Genomic DNA, 15,901 nt, shown 5'->3' with positions numbered 1-15,901 from the left:
GTTTCACCTGCTCTCTGCCACTTCCATCAAGGGTTGCCCAAATTCAACTAACTCGCCGTCTTGAACAGCAATTGCCGCCACTTGACCCGCATGTTGACTTTTTATCTCCGTTACCATCTTCATAGCTTCAATAACACAAACAGTTGTCCCTTCCTCAACTTGATCACCCACTTGTACATATGGTGGTTGATCGGGTTGGGGACGCAAATAGACTACACCGACCAGTGGTGCAGTGACCGTTTGCGTTTCAGCTTTAGCAACTAATACTGGGTCCGTTGGGGGGTTCTCACTTTCGATAGGTGCCGATATTTGTGAGCTCTTGTTCTTACTCAAGCGTAAATGGAAATCACCATTATCAATCTCTAGTTCACGCACTGTCATTTGTTCAAAATCCCGCATTAGCTGACGAATTTCATCCAAATCCATATTTTTGTCCTCTCTTAAATTTATTCCGTTATAGTCAATACCTTTCATTATACCAAATGTTCTTGGTTTGCAGATTGTTCCCCACAAACCTTAATAAATCTGCTATACTAGCATGTGTTTCTTGAAACACAGGTGGTTCGCAACCATCCCACCTTTATAAAAAACTAAGGAGAGATTTAATATGGAAAATACATCTAGTCACACACGGTTAGTGAGCCTAGTCAAAGCCGCCCTGATCGCTGCTTTATACATTGCTTTAACTTTGATTAATCCGCTAAGTTACGGAGCAGTTCAGTTTCGTGTCTCAGAAATGCTCAACAATTTGGTTGTTTTCAACAAACGCTATATTTGGGCATTAACCCTGGGATGTGCAGTAGCCAATATCAATTCCAGTTTGGGAGTTGTCGATATGGTTTTTGGGACCACAGAAACCCTCCTGATGACAGCGCTGAGTTACTGGGTAAGCCAACACATCTCAAGCAAAGTCGGCAAACTGGTCGCAACTGTCATCATCTGTGCTGCTATGTCATGGATCATTGCCCTAGAACTATTTTATGTTATGCACTTACCATTCTGGGCTTCGTACATTTCAGTTGCAGCCGGTGAACTCGGGGCCATGGCCGTTGGCGCTATTTTAGTTTACTTGATTAGTGAACGGATCGACTTAACTAAATAACCATCAGCATTTTTATAGTAATCAATTGAACGAAGGGGACTTCTTTGAAGTATCCTTCGTTCTTTTTATTAAACTTATCTTCCTGCTCCAACCTATATCCATTTCTACCCGCAAAAAATATTATTTTTAACTTGCTTATTTTTAGTAAGCAAGTTATACTAAAAACAACAAGTTAATTACATATTGTTTTGGAGGTAATCATTATGGAATCTAAATTAGTTGAATTAAACAAAAAAAGACATTCTATTTACGCGCTAGGCGAAAACTTACCACTCACTCAAAATGAAGTTTATGAATTGGTAACTGATACTATTCAATCTTCACCAACTGCTTTCAATAGCCAAACAGTCCGTGCCGTTGTGCTCTTCGGCGAAAAGTCAAACCGTGTTTGGGACATCGTTGAAGAAACTTTACGGAAGATTGTACCAGCAGAAAACTTCCAGTCTACTGCTGACAAGATCGCAAGTTTCCGTGCCGGAGCCGGAACAATTCTGTACTTCACTGATATGCCAACTGTTGAAAAGCTTGAAAATGATTTTAAGCTCTATGCTGACAACTTCAAGCCATGGGCAGAACAAGCAATTGGTGGGGCACAACAAGCTGTTTGGGTTGCCTTGGCAGAACAAGGAATTGGTGCTAGTCTCCAACACTACAACCCACTAATTGATGATGCCATTCGCGCTGAATTTGACTTACCAGCTGGTTGGCAATTGCGTGCACAAATGCCATTTGGCTCTATCGAAGCTCCAGCTGAAGACAAGCCAAAGCTGGCCAAGGATGAACAATTCCGGCTTTTCAATTAATCGCTGGACTTGTGACTACTATTAACTTGTTGTATAGTTTTAGCGTAATTAAATATTTTTGGTTTATCTTCAGGGCAGGGTGTAATTCCCGACCGGCGGTAAAGCCCGCGACTCCCATTATTGGGACTGACTTGGTGTGATTCCAAGGCCGATAGTTATAGTCTAGATGGTAGAAGATGGATTTTAGCATACCTAAATCCTCCTTGAAGTGGGAGGATTTTTTTGTTTGATCCAGTCCATGGAAGGTATTCCTCATCTTTAGGAGGTTTTACTATGGTGCAAACCAGAACTAGAAAGTATGTAGTCGCCGCTGCTTTGGCTGGACTAGCATATCTTTTGTATTATATTTCTTTCCCCGTCATTCCGGGGTTTACTTGGATGAAAGTCGACTTTTCGGATTTACCGATCTTGTTAGCTTTCTTTATCCTTGGTCCAGCTGATGGGCTTTTGGTCGCAGTTTTGCGGTCCTTGTTATATTTTGTTTTAACCGGCTTTGATGCACCCAACTTTATTGGGATTGCAGCTGGTTTTCTGGCAACTGTAACATTTGTGTTTAGCTTATATCGCTTCCTAGCGGCGCGGGATAAAAGCGTAACAAACATCATTACGGCGGGTGCTATTGCTACCATTGCACTCACTGTTGTGATGAGCTTAGCCAACTGGGCAGTTGTCACTCCCCTCTATATGCGGGTTATTGGTTTGCAACTGCCATTCAGCATTGGACGCTATGTACTAACAGTTGTCGCTCCATTTAATATTATTAAGGGGATCTTGTTAACTGTTGCCTTTGGTTTAATATATCACCATTTGGAAAATTGGATCGAACACAAACATCGTGAATATTAGCTTACTCATCAAATCCGTGCTAACGCACGGATTCTTTTTTTGCAAAAAAAGAAATCTTTTTAGCTTTTTGCAAACTTACTTATTGCTGCTTATCCTGAACAAAACAAATACCGACGCCACTTAACAAATATATTACAAAAAGAAAACTAATTGTAACATTTAAGCCGTAGGGATTGTAACCGATTTGCTATACAATAGGAAGTGTCAATATTACTATCTGGAGATAGACGGGAGTGAGAGCATGAACAATAAGACAAAAACCCTGTTAGCTGGAACTGTGGGAGCAGCTGGTTTATTAGCTGTTTCTGCTCAGCCTGCTAGCGCTAATACCACTGTAAAGATCCAACCTGGTGACTCTGTATGGCATTTCGCTCAAAAGTATGGTGTCTCCATCCAATCAATCGAAACATTAAACAAGATTAATTCTGATACCCACCTAATTTATGCTGGTGCATCATTGGAGATTCCAACTGCTAACAAGGCAGCTACTCCTAAGCAAACCAGCACTAAGCCTGTCACTAATACATACGTAGTTAAGACTGGGGACACCCTCTGGTCCATCGCTCGCGCGCATAACATGAGTGTCGATAGCCTACGTTCAATGAACAACATTGCTAGTGATAATGACCTTATCATTGCTGGACAAACATTATCTGTTGTGGCTAAAGCTCATACTACTCCTGGTGCAACTGCTGCTACTACTCAGACAGCAACCAGCGTGACTGAACGTACACCACAAGTTGTTCCTGCTAAGAGTGCGGCTGTTGCTACAACACAACAAGCTGCAACCCCTGCACCTGCAACAACTACTACAACTGAAAGTCAAACTAGCAGTGCTCAAACATCTAGTGCAAGTTCCGTAGCTACTTCTTCAAGCACAACGACTTCAGCTACTCAGCAACCAACTACAGCTGCTCCAACAGTTGCTACCAGTTCTTCCACGGAAACTACTACTACAACTACCAGCAGCAGTACTGTTGCCAAAGCCGAAACTAGTGTTGCTGCTACACCAGCTCCTAGCCAAACAAGTACTACTACCCAAACAGCACCAACTACTACCGCTGTTACTAGTCAGCAAGCAAATACCACTGCTGCAACTCCTACTGTGCATGAATCAACTCAAGCAACGGCACCAACCGCTACGGATTACAAGCAAGCTGCAACTAACCCTGTTAGTTCAGCAAGCAATGCCGCTGCTGTAACTATTGCCCAAAAGTACCTTGGTACACCATATGTTTGGGGCGGAACTACTCCAAGCGGTTTTGACTGCTCTGGCTTTACCCAATACGTTTACGCTCAGTTAGGCAAGAGCATTGGGCGGAATACCATTGCTCAAGAATCCGCCGGGACACAGATTGCTGTGAGCCAAGCTCAACCTGGGGACTTACTTTTCTGGGGAAGCAAAGGGAATACTTACCACGTCGCAATCTATGCTGGTAATAATACTTATATTGCTGCTCCTCAAGAAGGCCAAAACGTCAGCTATGGTAATATGGCTTACTACATGCCATCATTTGCTGTCCATGTAAACTAAGAGCAAACAATTACATCATAAAAAGGCTACATCCTATGCGGTGTAGCCTTTTTATATTCATCAATTTAGGTATTTAGAATAACTTTCTTCGAAACCCCAACACTGTTCCTACTAATATGATTAATCCATATACCATTAAGGAAACTCCCGCTCCTGTTTGCGGCAACTTCGTATTAACCGAAGTAGCTGCAGTAGCTTTAGCGGTTGCCTGTTGCTGTCTTTCCTTTTTCTCTGCTGCATTTACTTCTGCAGGTTTAGGTACTATTTGCAAACCTATTTCCTTACCTGTTGTCTTTGTACCCAGCGCTGGTTCCTGGTCACCTATTAATGGCAATTCCGGTACCATTGGTAATGCTGGTTTTTCTGGATCCTTTGGTAGGTCTATCTCATTCGGATTTGCTGGAATCCTAGGTTCTTCCGGTGGTTCCTTTTCACCCGGAACTTTGGATATTTCGTTGTCTTCTGCTGGCGGTTCTTTCTCGCCTGGATTTGCTGGTTCTTCTGGAGCAGGCTTTTTATGGTTAACAATTTCCAACGCTTGCCCTTCACCCCTGCTTAATACCGCAACCTGCCAAGTACGGTTCCGTACTTCATCTAGGTCAATCCAGTCTGGCGCCGCAATTTCACGAACAAAATAAGTCCCCGCGATCATATTCTTTAAGCTGATAACGCCATGGGCATCTGTTGTTACCTGCCATTTTTTCCCAGTTTGCGCCGTAATTTCAAAAATTACCCCTGGTAAGAACTTGCGTGATCCGTTCTCGTCATAATATTTAATGATTTTTAGTTCTCCTGGCTTAGTACCAGTCACACTAGCATCAAAATTGACATTGCGCACCGTCGCAGCGAAGTCATAGTCTTGGGGTGTTTGGCCAGCTAGCTGGTAGGAACCAGTGGCCGTATTGGTGAAACTGACCGCAGTTGAGTCTGTTATTTCTGTTAAATAACCTAACGAAAAACTATGACCGGAAAACTCTGTCCCAGCAAAGGTAGCAGTGATCACTGATCCCTCAACCTTGATTGCCGATTGTGGAAACCGGACCTTAAAGTCAGCCAGCGGAATGTATTCCGTACCATCAAGCCAAATGTTGATTCGGTTTGGATCCAAGCTTAAACCGGCAGGAATTTGATCCGTAAAAGTGATCTGGCCCGTCAAGTCCGCAGCGTTAGAGTTAAAGTATACGCCCCAGTTGACCCAGTTTTTGCCAGCATAACTCTGGACCGCACCGGTCTTAGACCCTGCCCACGACTGGTGGTGGGTTATTTCATGACCATCACTAGCTCCTGCCTGCATCGTGACATCGACATTCACTGTTCCAGAACCAATGTTTAACACCTGATTATTCGAGGTATCATTAAACGCTTGAACAGTAAATGTAAAATTACCATTGATATTCTGTAAATTATTGACATTATCATTAAAAAGTAACTTGGCTCCCGTGGCATCTACCATATAGGTTGCAACCATTGTACCATCAATGTACAGGTCTTTTTTTCCATTAAACCCTTGCAAAAATGCGCGCGCATTTTCACTTTGAGTCGACCAATTAACTAAAATATAATCGCCACCGTGAATTTCACCGCATTGATCACTAAATGTTCCCTTTACGTTCAGGTAAGCTCCATGTTGATAAGTATCCTGCTTTCCTTGATCACGGTCGGAAATTTCCAAATTAGTGATGTGATCACTAATATTACGTCCCATATCAGCATGGACAGAGTAATTACCCAGGGTAAATACAAATAGCAGCAAACTGATCAACCCGATGAACAGTTGTTGCTTCTTCACTACTATCTCCTCCTTAATTTATAACTCTTATAAATTACCTGAACATGTAGCTAGAGTCAATTGTGAATGAGCACCTTGCTCATCTGAAACGTTTTCACATTAAAACGCTATGAAAATAGTAGTAGTGACGGCAACTTGAAAATATGTACACAAAAACCCCACGAGATTTTCCTCGTGGGGTTCCTGTTAAGCTAATTCAGCTCGGCAATAATCAAATGATTATTTGCTTTCCTTGCCAAGTGGCATGAAGTTGTGAGCGATGAAGCCCCAAACTGTCCAGCCGAAGAAAGCAATGATAGCACCGATTAACATTGATTCGGCACCACAAGCGTACATAGAGTACAAACTGTAAAGACCAGCTACGAATGCAATTGCATTGGCAGTCTTAGCCTTGCTATCAGTTTGACCTGCACGGATTTGGATAATCTTAACCGCAGCCATGCAAAGTACGTATGGAACTAAGTTAGTGATAACGGCAATGTTAACTAATTGGTTGAACTGTTCGTTCAAGTTTGGACTCATAGTCATCAATGACAGAATCAATTGAACGATCATTAAGATAGTCATACCAGCAACTGGTGCGTCGTGCTTGTTGAGCTTCTTGAAGACAGCTGGGAAGTAACCAGCGTTTGCAGAAGAACGGAACACTTCGGCAACAGTAAATTGCCAACCAAGTAATGAACCGATACATGCTAAGGTCATTAATGCCATAACGATCTTACCAGCCATTGCACTGTGGAACATAGTTGTGAATGCTAAACCGAATGGAGCAGTTGAAGTAACAAGATCCTTGTTATCAACGATACCAGCCATAACGTTAGTAGAAGCAATGTAGATGATACCAGCAATGATTGTACCGCTCAAGATAGCGATTGGCACGTTCTTTTGTGGGTTTTCTACGGCGTCACCGTTAGCAGCAGCAGATTCCAAACCAAGGAATGACCACAAAGTAATAGGAATAGAAGAACCGATTGCTTTGCCGAAACTCATGTGGTGTGGATTCCATGCAGCAGCATACTTGTGACCGCTGAAGAAGAACCAACCAACAACAGAGATCAAGACAACTGGGATGATAACGCCCCAAACAGTGATGGAACCAATCTTACCAGTGATTCTTGGACCCCAGAAGTTAGCTATAGTAGTGATAACAACCAATGCCATAGTTGCCAGGGAAGTTTGTACGGCATTCAATTCAATACCCAAGTAAACGGCACCGTAACCAACGGCAGAAACACCGATGGCAACGTTAGCGATAACTAATGACAAAGCGTAAGTAAAGTTTGCCATGAAGTTACCATTCTTACCGAAAGCATATTCAGCATAACCACCCATACCGTTGGATGTATTTTCACTGAACATACCACAGCGAGCGAAACCATAGGACAGGCACAAAGCACCACCCAGAGTAACTAACCAAGAAAGAACTGATTCAGTACCTACTTGGGCAAGTTTGGATGGTAACATGATGATACCTGAACCCATCATGTTAACAGCAGTGATGATAGTTAACTCAGTAACTGTCATCTTTTGGCTTGAAGATTCAGCCATTTTCTCCACCTCAATCCAGTAATTTATGAACTATTTCTTGTCTAAAACTGATTCGTCCTTTAAGACATAACCAAAGGCACGTACCTTACCATTTGGTTGTGGTTCGTTGTAGACCCCTTGAATTTCAGGAGCGAAGCCAGGGAACTTGTTAATACCATCTTGAAGAATCAAGAAGTACTTAGTAACTGATTCGTTCCAACGTTCACCTGGTGCAATCATGAAGATTCCTGGAGGGTATGGTAAACCACCTTCGAGGGCCACACGGCCTTCGATTTCATCCAATGGTACCAATTCAGCGTTGTTCCGGATTAATTCCTTATCAGCATCGAATGGAGTCATTGCTCTTTCTGGGAAGTAATCTTCTAAGAAGGCACGCTTTTGGTATGTCTTAGCATCGTTTTCCTTATAGAAGTTGTGCATTTCTAAGCAGAGATCTTGAACCTTATAACCCTTGTAACGGTCTGCGTTTTCTGCATAGATTTCTGGAAGGACATCCTTCAAATCAGCATTTTCGTTTACTAAGTCTTCGAAACGAAGGATGGAATTAATTAAGTTATCGATCTTAGTCTTAGTTTCAGCAGGAGTGATTAAGAATTCGATTGAGTTCAAGTCACTCTTTTCTGGAACAATACCGTGTTCACGCAGGTAGTTTGCTAAGATGTTTGCTGGAATACCAGTCTTGTCGTATTCACCAGTTTCCATGATGATACCAGGAGTTCTGAAGATGATCTTCAATGGATCAACGTAGTATTGATCGTCGCCGTAGCCTTCGAAACCGTGCCACTTGCCTCCCTTGTCGAACTTCCAGTAGTCAATGTTTGTAGCTAAGATGTCAGTATCAACATCTTCCCACTTTTGACCATTTACTACAGGTGGTACAAGAGGGATGAACATCTTGGATTCCTTCAAGATTCTCTTCCGAGCGTAGATAGCTAACTTAACTGTGTCTTCCCACATCTTAGCACCATGCTTGCCTTCTTGGAGGTATGCGTTAACGTCCAAGGATGCATACAATGGGTAGAATGGAGAGGTTGAAGTAAACTTCATGTAAGAGTTATTCATGCGCTTGTGAGTGATGTAGCGCTTTTGACCCTTAATGTGGCTATCCTTCTTGTGAATTTGTGAAGCTTGTGATAAACCAGATTGTTGCTTGTGAACAGATTGGGTCACGAAGATACCAGGATCGTTAGGTCCTAATTCGAGAAGTAATGGAGAACCATTCTTCATCATTGGAATAAATTGCTCGTAACCAACCCATGCAGAGTCGAATAAAATATAATCGCATAAGTGACCAATTCTGTCGACAACTTGGCGTGCATTGTAGATAGTACCATCGTAAGTACCTAATTCAATAACAGCCAACCGAATAGGACGTTCTTCATTTTCACGACCTGGTGCTACCTTGGCGATTTCTGCACGAATGTGATCTTCGTTAAGAACATGGTCAGAAATACCACCGATGTAACCGAAAGCATCTCTTTCAGTTTGCAGGTAAACAGGAATACCACCGGTTTCTTCCAGTGCTGAAATGTACATTGACTTGTGGTTGTTCCGATCGAACAATACTAAGTCGCCAGGTGTAACTGCAGCGTTTGTAACGATGGAGTTAGAAGTGGATGTACCGTTAACAGCAAAGTAAGTCTTGTCAGCGTTAAATACCTTAGCAGCATGTTGTTCAGCGTCTAATGCGGCGCCACCGTGAGTCAAAAGATCCCCAACTTCTGGGTCAGAAATACTTAAGTCAGAACGGAACAAGTTTTCACCGAAGTAATCAACAAAAAGACGACCAGCTGGGTGCTTCAAGAATGACTTACCGTTGTGGTGACCTGGTGTTGTAAAACTCAACTTACCTTTTTGAGAATATTCAACCAAGTTCTTGAAGAACGGTGGTAACATCTTTTCTTCGTATTCTTCAGCTGCGCTTTCGATTTCGCCATCGTAGATGTTACGGTATGCCTTATCGTTGTCGATAAAGTGGAATACCTTACGACGAGTTTCAGCAGGCACTTCAACCTTACCAGTCATAACCATGAATACAGGAATGCCAAAGTATGTATTGTAAACTTTGTCAACTAATTCTTGGTCTTCATCAGTAATAACTACGGCTGCAACATCTGTGAAATCAGCGTCTGTGTAAGCATCAACAATGCTACGCTTAGTAGAGAAATACTGTTTAGCATCTTCTGAAGCTGCGATACTCAATAATTTCATTTTGTTCCTCCTTAGTAAAGAAGCACGCCTAAAGAACCGGCCTTGTTCTTTAACCATGCATGTAAACTACGCAAAAGCGTATTCACAAGACGGATGCTTGGAATGATGACCCTCACCATTTGCCATCAGGTACCAACCTCTCAATACCATTTCCAATGACTTGTTCCCATACAAGTCACATCCTTCATATGAATGTAACGCTTCCAGGCACACTTTAATTATATACCTGAATAAGTAAAGTTCAATATACTCAAATACATTTCTAAGCTAGAACTAATCATCGCTTTGACCGTTTTCACTGTGTAGTATTCAAAATATGTAATATAAGCACATTTAATCACGTTTAAAGCCGGAAAAAGGCACAGATCATCCACCCTTTTTGGGGTTTTTTTCTCATTATATTCTCACTATATTGCGTATTAAGCTGAAAAAGAACTGGGAACCAGCGTTTAGCTGGTCCCCACTTTGTGAGTTATTCCGCGTTTTTTGTCTTAATTTACTACCCTTGGGTCGTCAATTCAATAATCAAGAAACCATTAGAACCAATCTTTTCCTCATGGTCTAGCAAATTCTGCGACAGAATTATGCGTGAGTTTTGTGGGCGCACAAACTTAATTGCTGTATAGCCAAAATTAAAGAGGGCAAAAACCTGATGCTTGCCTAACTGCCGGGTCAAGCTCAAGTAATTGTATTTATTGGATCGTGGCCCCCACTGGAAATCACCATAACTTAACAACTTAGCAAAATTACGCCGGAAGTGTGTCAGAACCTTCACAAACCGTAACATTTTTTTATCCTGTTTATCTTCATCCCAAATCATACTCTGGTAAATCCGAGGAGCTTGATGGTTGGTCATCCCCACTTCTGTCCCATAGAAAAGACTTGGCGTTCCGATTTGTAAGAAAGTTAATGCCAAAATCATCCGCACCAATGAGCTGTCTCCATGACAAGTAGCTAATAACCGTTGGGTCACATGACTCTCCACTGCGTTAAACATCACTTCGTTAGTCTGATCACGGTATAAGGCCATCTGATCATTGATTACCGAAATCAGCTCCGCAACGGACAGCTCTTTATTAGCAGCAAACCGAGTAATAGCTTCGGTAACCGGATAGTTAACCACTCCATCTAGTTTACCCGGTTGAACAATGCGTTGGTTACTATGCTTAACTTCTCCTACCAGATAGATTTCTGGATTAATTTCTCGGACAGTTGTTGCAAATTCGCGCCAAAACTTTTGATCAACCTCAGCGGCGTATTCTAGGTGCCAGCCATCAATATTGAATTCTCTCGTCCAATAAGCTGCTACCCCTAGTAAATACTTCCGCACTGCCGGGTTAGCAGTGTTTAGCTGGGGCATATGCGGGTTATTTCCGTGAACGTTATACGTTAGGTCGTACGCAATATCTGGATTGTCTGTTGGTTTATAACCTACCGGGAACCGACGAATTTGGAACCAATCTGCAAACCGGGAAGCCCGACCTTTCTCTTGCACATCTTGCCATTGCAAAGAGGTATCACTCATGTAACTGAAAACCCCGTCCAGCATGATCCGCATGTTACGCTTATGTAGCTCATCCACTAACTGCTTAAATTCCGCCTTAGTACCGAGACTAGGGTCAATACTAAAATAATCTACCGTATCGAACTTGGTACTACTATATGCGGTAAAGATTGGCATCAAGTAAATTCCATTAACCCCTAAATCTTTGAGGTAGTCCAAGCGTTTGATCAAACCAGCCAAGTCACCCCCGAAACATGCGTTCGGATGAACCGCTTGGTCCCCCCAAAGCAGGGTTGCCGGCGGGTCATTTTTGACATTACCATTGGCAAAACGATCAGCAAATAGTTGGTACCAAACCGTTTGCCGAACCCAGTTAGGTGCCCATTTTTCGTCACTCAAGTGTACAAAAGGAACAATAAAACAATCCATCCGCGCTAAGTTCTGCTCATTGTATGGCATGATTCGGCGGTCATCATAAATAACTTGTTCGCCGTCTTTACCTTCTACCCAAAAGGCGTACTGCAACCGTCGTTGCGGGATGTTAATTGCCAGTTTCCAATAATCATGGTTCAGTGTTTCGGCATCTTTAATCATTGCTACTTCTTGATAATTCCATTTACGTTGACCTTTTTCATCAAATTCAAAGTCATATGGATCCCCAAAAAGTAGTTTGACCTGCGCAACATCTCCATGCTTGGTTCTTAGATAAATGTGATATTCATTGCGTGTGTAGATAAAAGCCATTTCACTATCCGGCCGGTGATACAATGCTGCCTGATCCATGTTGCCAACCTCAATTCCATCATAAATTTCTTTTTCTATTGTACTTCATTTCTTTGCAGTTGCCAAAATGCTTTAAATTAGCAAATGAAATCGTTTCCTACTATAATTAAAATTGTATTCATTTAGATTGAGGAGGATTTTATTATGTCATATCAAACAATCTACCCTTATACGGGTGAAGTTTTACATGAATTTCCCAATGCAAGTGATGAAAAATTAGAAGAAACCCTAACGGTTGCCCACCGTCTTTATCAACAGTGGCGCCAGGAAAAACCGGCCACAAGAAAGCCGGTCTTGCACCGCTTGGCAACCCTTTTACGTGAAAAACGGACTGAAATGGCACGGATTATGACCCAAGATATGGGGAAACTTCTAACTGAAGCTGCAGGCGAAGTTGATCTATGTGCTGACATTGCAGATTATTATGCTGATCATGGCGAAGAACTCCTCCAACCAGTTGATCTTCCTTCTGATAGTGGCAAAGCCTACTACCTCAAACAATCAACGGGGGTAATTGTCGCTGTTGAACCATGGAATTTCCCATTTTACCAAATCATGCGGGTCTTTGCCCCCAACTTTATGGTGGGGAACCCGATGATCCTTAAAGATGCTTCTTCATGTCCTGCATCGGCCCAAGCTTTTGCCGACCTAGTTCTGGAAGCCGGTGCACCAGTTGGCAGTCTAACCAATTTATTTATTAGTTATGACCAAGTTAGCGCCGCCATCAACGATCCTCGGGTTGCCGGTGTTTGCCTCACTGGTTCTGAACGCGGGGGAGCAGCTGTTGCCCAAGAAGCCGGCAAAGCACTCAAAAAGACTACCCTTGAACTGGGTGGAAATGATGCTTTCATCGTTTTGGGTGACGCAGATTGGGACCTCTTGAAGGAAGTTGCTCCACAAGCTCGGCTTTATAATGCTGGTCAGGTCTGCACATCGTCCAAGCGCTTCATCGTGATGGACAACCTCTATGACAACTTTGTTGCTATGATGAAAGAAGCATTTTCTCATGCTAAACTTGGTGATCCGATGGACCCAGAAACTGTTGTCGCCCCATTAAGTTCTAAGAGTGCGCTCGAAAAGTTAACTGCTCAAGTTCAAACTGCTGTTGATCATGGTGCAACTGTTGTATACGGCAACGAACCAGTTGAAGGACCAGGGTTCTTCTTTAAGCCAACCATTCTAACTGATATTACGGAAGACAATCCGATCTTTGATCAAGAATTATTCGGTCCAGTTGCAGTTATTTACAAAGTTCACAGTGAAGCTGAAGCTATTGCCCTAGCAAACAAATCGAGCTACGGTTTAGGAAACACCGTCTTTAGTAGTGATGTTGCTCACGCCAAAGAAGTGGCCGCCCAGATTGAAACTGGTATGTCCTGGATCAACGCCGGTTGGGCCTCCTTACCAGAGCTACCATTCGGTGGGATCAAGAATTCTGGTTATGGCCGTGAATTGAGTCACTTAGGTATGAATGCCTTTGTCAATGAACATTTGATCTACGAACCATACCAAAATTAAGCTAATTTTAATTATGTAAAAAGTGCCAGGTGTTGAAAAAATTCAACGCCTGGCACTTTTCTTATTATTGTTCATTAGTCAAATGACGATAATAGTTAACAAATGTCATCTGCTTGTACGGAGAAATCCATAAATACCCAATTCCTAAGGTAAGCATTCCCAATAAATCCCAACCGATGAAACTTAGCTGTAAGACAAAAAATTCCATCTTATGACCATCCATTAGTTTCCGGCTCAAGGTGATGTAGTCTAAATAACTATACTTATCGCTTTCACCCCGATCTTTAATATCTTTGTAAATAAAGAATGCTTGGGAATATGAATATCCTTTGATAATGCCTGGGATCACTAATAACAGACTCCACAGGAAAATAAAGATATTGCGCACAATGAAGATAATTAAGACTGAAAAGAAATGTTTGCCTGTGAACACTTGGAGCCCACTTCTTACTGGGTGCAACGGAGCTTGGTGTTGCCGCAACCAGTCCAAGAAAGTAAACTGCACTCCGATCAAGAAAAGATTGGCAATGATGCTAGCACCAGAACTGCCCCCAGTTCCATGTGAATGATGCATTGTTGCGCCCTCACTAATACCAGCTGTCCAATTTGCTTTTAACGTAGCAAATGTAGCAATTCCGATAATGGTTAACACTACCGCCAGCAACAAATAAGGAATAATCATCACTTTGATCGCTGTCCACCAATTACCAGATAGTTCTTGCCGTGCTTCTTGCTTAAGTTGTTTTCTTGTTACCATACCTACCACCCCTTTTAATTTGCTTATCACATTCCTGTTTAGCTAATTATACCAAAGAAGCATTCACTAGATCATGCCCCAGCCTGCATTCATCCTTACTGCTTCCCATTGTTGACACCAAAAGCTTCTTGTAACTTCAAAATACGCTTATCCAAAGTAGGATGATCGGAAAACAATTCTAACAGTGAATTCATCTTGGGACCATTGATATAAGCAGCGTTAAGAACCATATTATGCGATGGTGGCATAGCCAGCGCAGGATCCTTGAGTTTGGAAAGGGCTGAAATAAGTCCGTCGGGATTGCGGGTTAATTCTGCAGAACCTGCATCAGCGAGATATTCTCTTTGGCGAGAAATCATGAAGTAAAAAATTTTTCCTAAGGGGATCGCTACCAGCGTAATAAGCCCGAAAAGAATTACTAAGCCCAACCCTAAGACTCTAAATACTAGAGCAATTAGCCCCCGACTCTTATTAACCACCATACCGGCCCCAATCAGTAAACCCCCCAAAGAAATACCTACAATGAGATTCAAAATTAAGTTGGTGGTTATGGTTAACCGTGTATCGTAATTGCGAATATGTGCTAATTCATGGGCAATAACTCCCTCTAATTCCCGTTTATCCATGATCTCCAATAAGCCTTTGGTCAAAGTTATACTAGCATGCTTTGGATCCCAGCCCAGGGCGTAGGCGTTGGGAAGAGGATCCGGATCAAATAGCACTTTAGGTTGGGGAATACCGGCTGCTAAGCATAGGCCTTCTACCAGCTCGATAATCTCGGGCGCATTTTCCGTTGTTAGCTCGTATCCAGCAAGACCACGATAGCTGAGCCATCCCATGCGGATAAAACCCCATACAAAATAAATAATGCTACCAATTGCGATCCATTTTCCTAGTTGCGGACTAGACATTCCAATTACCAGAGTCACAGCTATCAGAATGCAGATATATACCACCAAGGCAATCCACGTGTTACGGCGATTACGGGTGATTTGGACAAATAACAATTTCATTTCCTCCCATTCTATCCACTCATTAAAGATAATTCTAACAGATACCAACCATCCTTAGAGTCAAGATTTTTGCCCTTGAGTGAAACGCAAAATATTAATTTACTAATACATAAAAAAAGCGACCTGCAATTGCAGATCGCTTTAGTCGCGTGGCAACTTCCTATCCTCACAAGGGGCGTTCCCCTAACTACTTTCGGCGTTAAGAAGCTTAACTTCTGTGTTCGGAATGGGAACAGGTGTATCCTTCTTGCCATCGTCACCACACTTTTTTACTTGAAAGCTTGCGCTCTCAAAACTAGATATCATTATTTTCTTCTGCCTTGAACATCTCGTTCTTAATCTAACTCCTCGGTTAAGTCCTCGATCGATTAGTAATGGTCCGCTCCATACATCACTGTACTTCCACTTCCATCCTATCTACCTGATCTTCTCTCAGGGATCTTACTTACTTACGTAATGGGAAATCTCATCTTGAGGTGAGTTTCACGCTTAG

The 15,901-nt window shown here is 42.4% G+C and carries 12 protein-coding genes, 2 rRNA genes and 2 riboswitches; of the genes, 5 read left to right on the top strand and 9 right to left on the bottom strand.

Translation table 11 applies throughout. The features are described from left to right. Positions 1-3 precede the first annotated feature (3 nt). Entirely contained in the window at positions 4-426 is a 423-nt protein-coding gene (locus G541_RS0104370) for an acetyl-CoA carboxylase biotin carboxyl carrier protein (RefSeq protein ID WP_027826622.1), read from the bottom strand. A 126-nt stretch (positions 427-552) separates the two neighbouring features. Further along, a riboswitch (PreQ1 riboswitch) is annotated at positions 553-600 on the top strand. 7 nt (positions 601-607) lie between these two features. On the opposite strand from G541_RS0104370, the gene G541_RS0104365 reads away from it, so the two are divergent. The 4 genes from G541_RS0104365 to G541_RS0104345 all read left to right on the top strand — a co-directional run bounded on the left by G541_RS0104365 (position 608) and on the right by G541_RS0104345 (position 4,285). Continuing rightward, a complete protein-coding gene (locus tag G541_RS0104365; protein ID WP_009553960.1) occupies positions 608-1,102 on the top strand; it encodes a QueT transporter family protein in 495 nt (164 codons plus the stop codon). Positions 1,103-1,305: 203 nt separating this feature from the next. Beyond that, positions 1,306-1,905, top strand: coding sequence for a nitroreductase family protein (locus G541_RS0104360; protein ID WP_027826621.1), 600 nt, complete (start codon positions 1,306-1,308; stop codon positions 1,903-1,905). 61 nt (positions 1,906-1,966) lie between these two features. Beyond that, a riboswitch (FMN riboswitch) is annotated at positions 1,967-2,087 on the top strand. A 91-nt stretch (positions 2,088-2,178) separates the two neighbouring features. After that, positions 2,179-2,751, top strand: coding sequence for an ECF transporter S component (locus tag G541_RS0104350; protein WP_027826619.1), 573 nt, complete (start codon positions 2,179-2,181; stop codon positions 2,749-2,751). 241 nt (positions 2,752-2,992) lie between these two features. After that, positions 2,993-4,285, top strand: a complete 1,293-nt coding sequence (locus G541_RS0104345) for a C40 family peptidase (protein ID WP_027826618.1) — start codon at positions 2,993-2,995, stop codon at positions 4,283-4,285. 73 nt (positions 4,286-4,358) lie between these two features. On the opposite strand, the gene G541_RS0104340 is transcribed toward G541_RS0104345, so the two are convergent. From G541_RS0104340 to G541_RS0104325, 4 genes are all read right to left on the bottom strand, one after another. Then, positions 4,359-6,074 carry a SpaA isopeptide-forming pilin-related protein gene (locus tag G541_RS0104340; protein ID WP_027826617.1) on the bottom strand — a complete coding sequence of 572 codons (1,716 nt, stop codon included), beginning with the start codon at positions 6,072-6,074 and terminating at the stop codon, positions 4,359-4,361. 219 nt (positions 6,075-6,293) lie between these two features. Continuing rightward, a complete protein-coding gene (gene potE, locus G541_RS0104335; protein WP_027826616.1) occupies positions 6,294-7,622 on the bottom strand; it encodes a putrescine-ornithine antiporter in 1,329 nt (442 codons plus the stop codon). Between the two features lie 30 nt (positions 7,623-7,652). Next, positions 7,653-9,833 carry an ornithine decarboxylase gene (gene speC, locus G541_RS0104330; protein WP_027826615.1) on the bottom strand — a complete coding sequence of 727 codons (2,181 nt, stop codon included), beginning with the start codon at positions 9,831-9,833 and terminating at the stop codon, positions 7,653-7,655. Positions 9,834-10,332: 499 nt separating this feature from the next. Then, the gene (locus tag G541_RS0104325; protein WP_027826614.1) at positions 10,333-12,120 is read right to left on the bottom strand and encodes a glycoside hydrolase family 13 protein; all 1,788 of its coding nucleotides are present in this window, start codon (positions 12,118-12,120) and stop codon (positions 10,333-10,335) included. A gap of 144 nt (positions 12,121-12,264) precedes the next feature. Between G541_RS0104325 and G541_RS0104320 the strand changes: the two genes are divergently transcribed. Further along, positions 12,265-13,638: an NAD-dependent succinate-semialdehyde dehydrogenase gene (locus tag G541_RS0104320; RefSeq protein ID WP_027826613.1), complete on the top strand. Its 1,374-nt coding sequence runs from the start codon at positions 12,265-12,267 to the stop codon at positions 13,636-13,638. Positions 13,639-13,702: 64 nt separating this feature from the next. Here G541_RS0104320 and G541_RS0104315 read toward each other — a convergent pair whose 3' ends face one another. The 4 genes from G541_RS0104315 to G541_RS0104300 form a co-directional block, all read right to left on the bottom strand. Then, positions 13,703-14,395 carry a DUF975 family protein gene (locus tag G541_RS0104315; RefSeq protein ID WP_009553970.1) on the bottom strand — a complete coding sequence of 231 codons (693 nt, stop codon included), beginning with the start codon at positions 14,393-14,395 and terminating at the stop codon, positions 13,703-13,705. 95 nt (positions 14,396-14,490) lie between these two features. Then, positions 14,491-15,408: a M48 family metallopeptidase gene (locus G541_RS0104310; protein ID WP_081654780.1), complete on the bottom strand. Its 918-nt coding sequence runs from the start codon at positions 15,406-15,408 to the stop codon at positions 14,491-14,493. A 147-nt stretch (positions 15,409-15,555) separates the two neighbouring features. Then, positions 15,556-15,672, bottom strand: a 5S ribosomal RNA gene (gene rrf, locus G541_RS0104305). Between the two features lie 84 nt (positions 15,673-15,756). Beyond that, positions 15,757-15,901, bottom strand: a 23S ribosomal RNA gene (locus tag G541_RS0104300); the annotation flags it as partial.

This window comes from Ligilactobacillus saerimneri DSM 16049 (genome assembly GCF_000423265.1).
GTDB lineage: Bacteria > Bacillota > Bacilli > Lactobacillales > Lactobacillaceae > Ligilactobacillus > Ligilactobacillus saerimneri.
The sequence above is the reverse complement of the archived record's forward strand: the minus strand, read 5'-3'. Positions and strand labels throughout refer to the sequence as shown.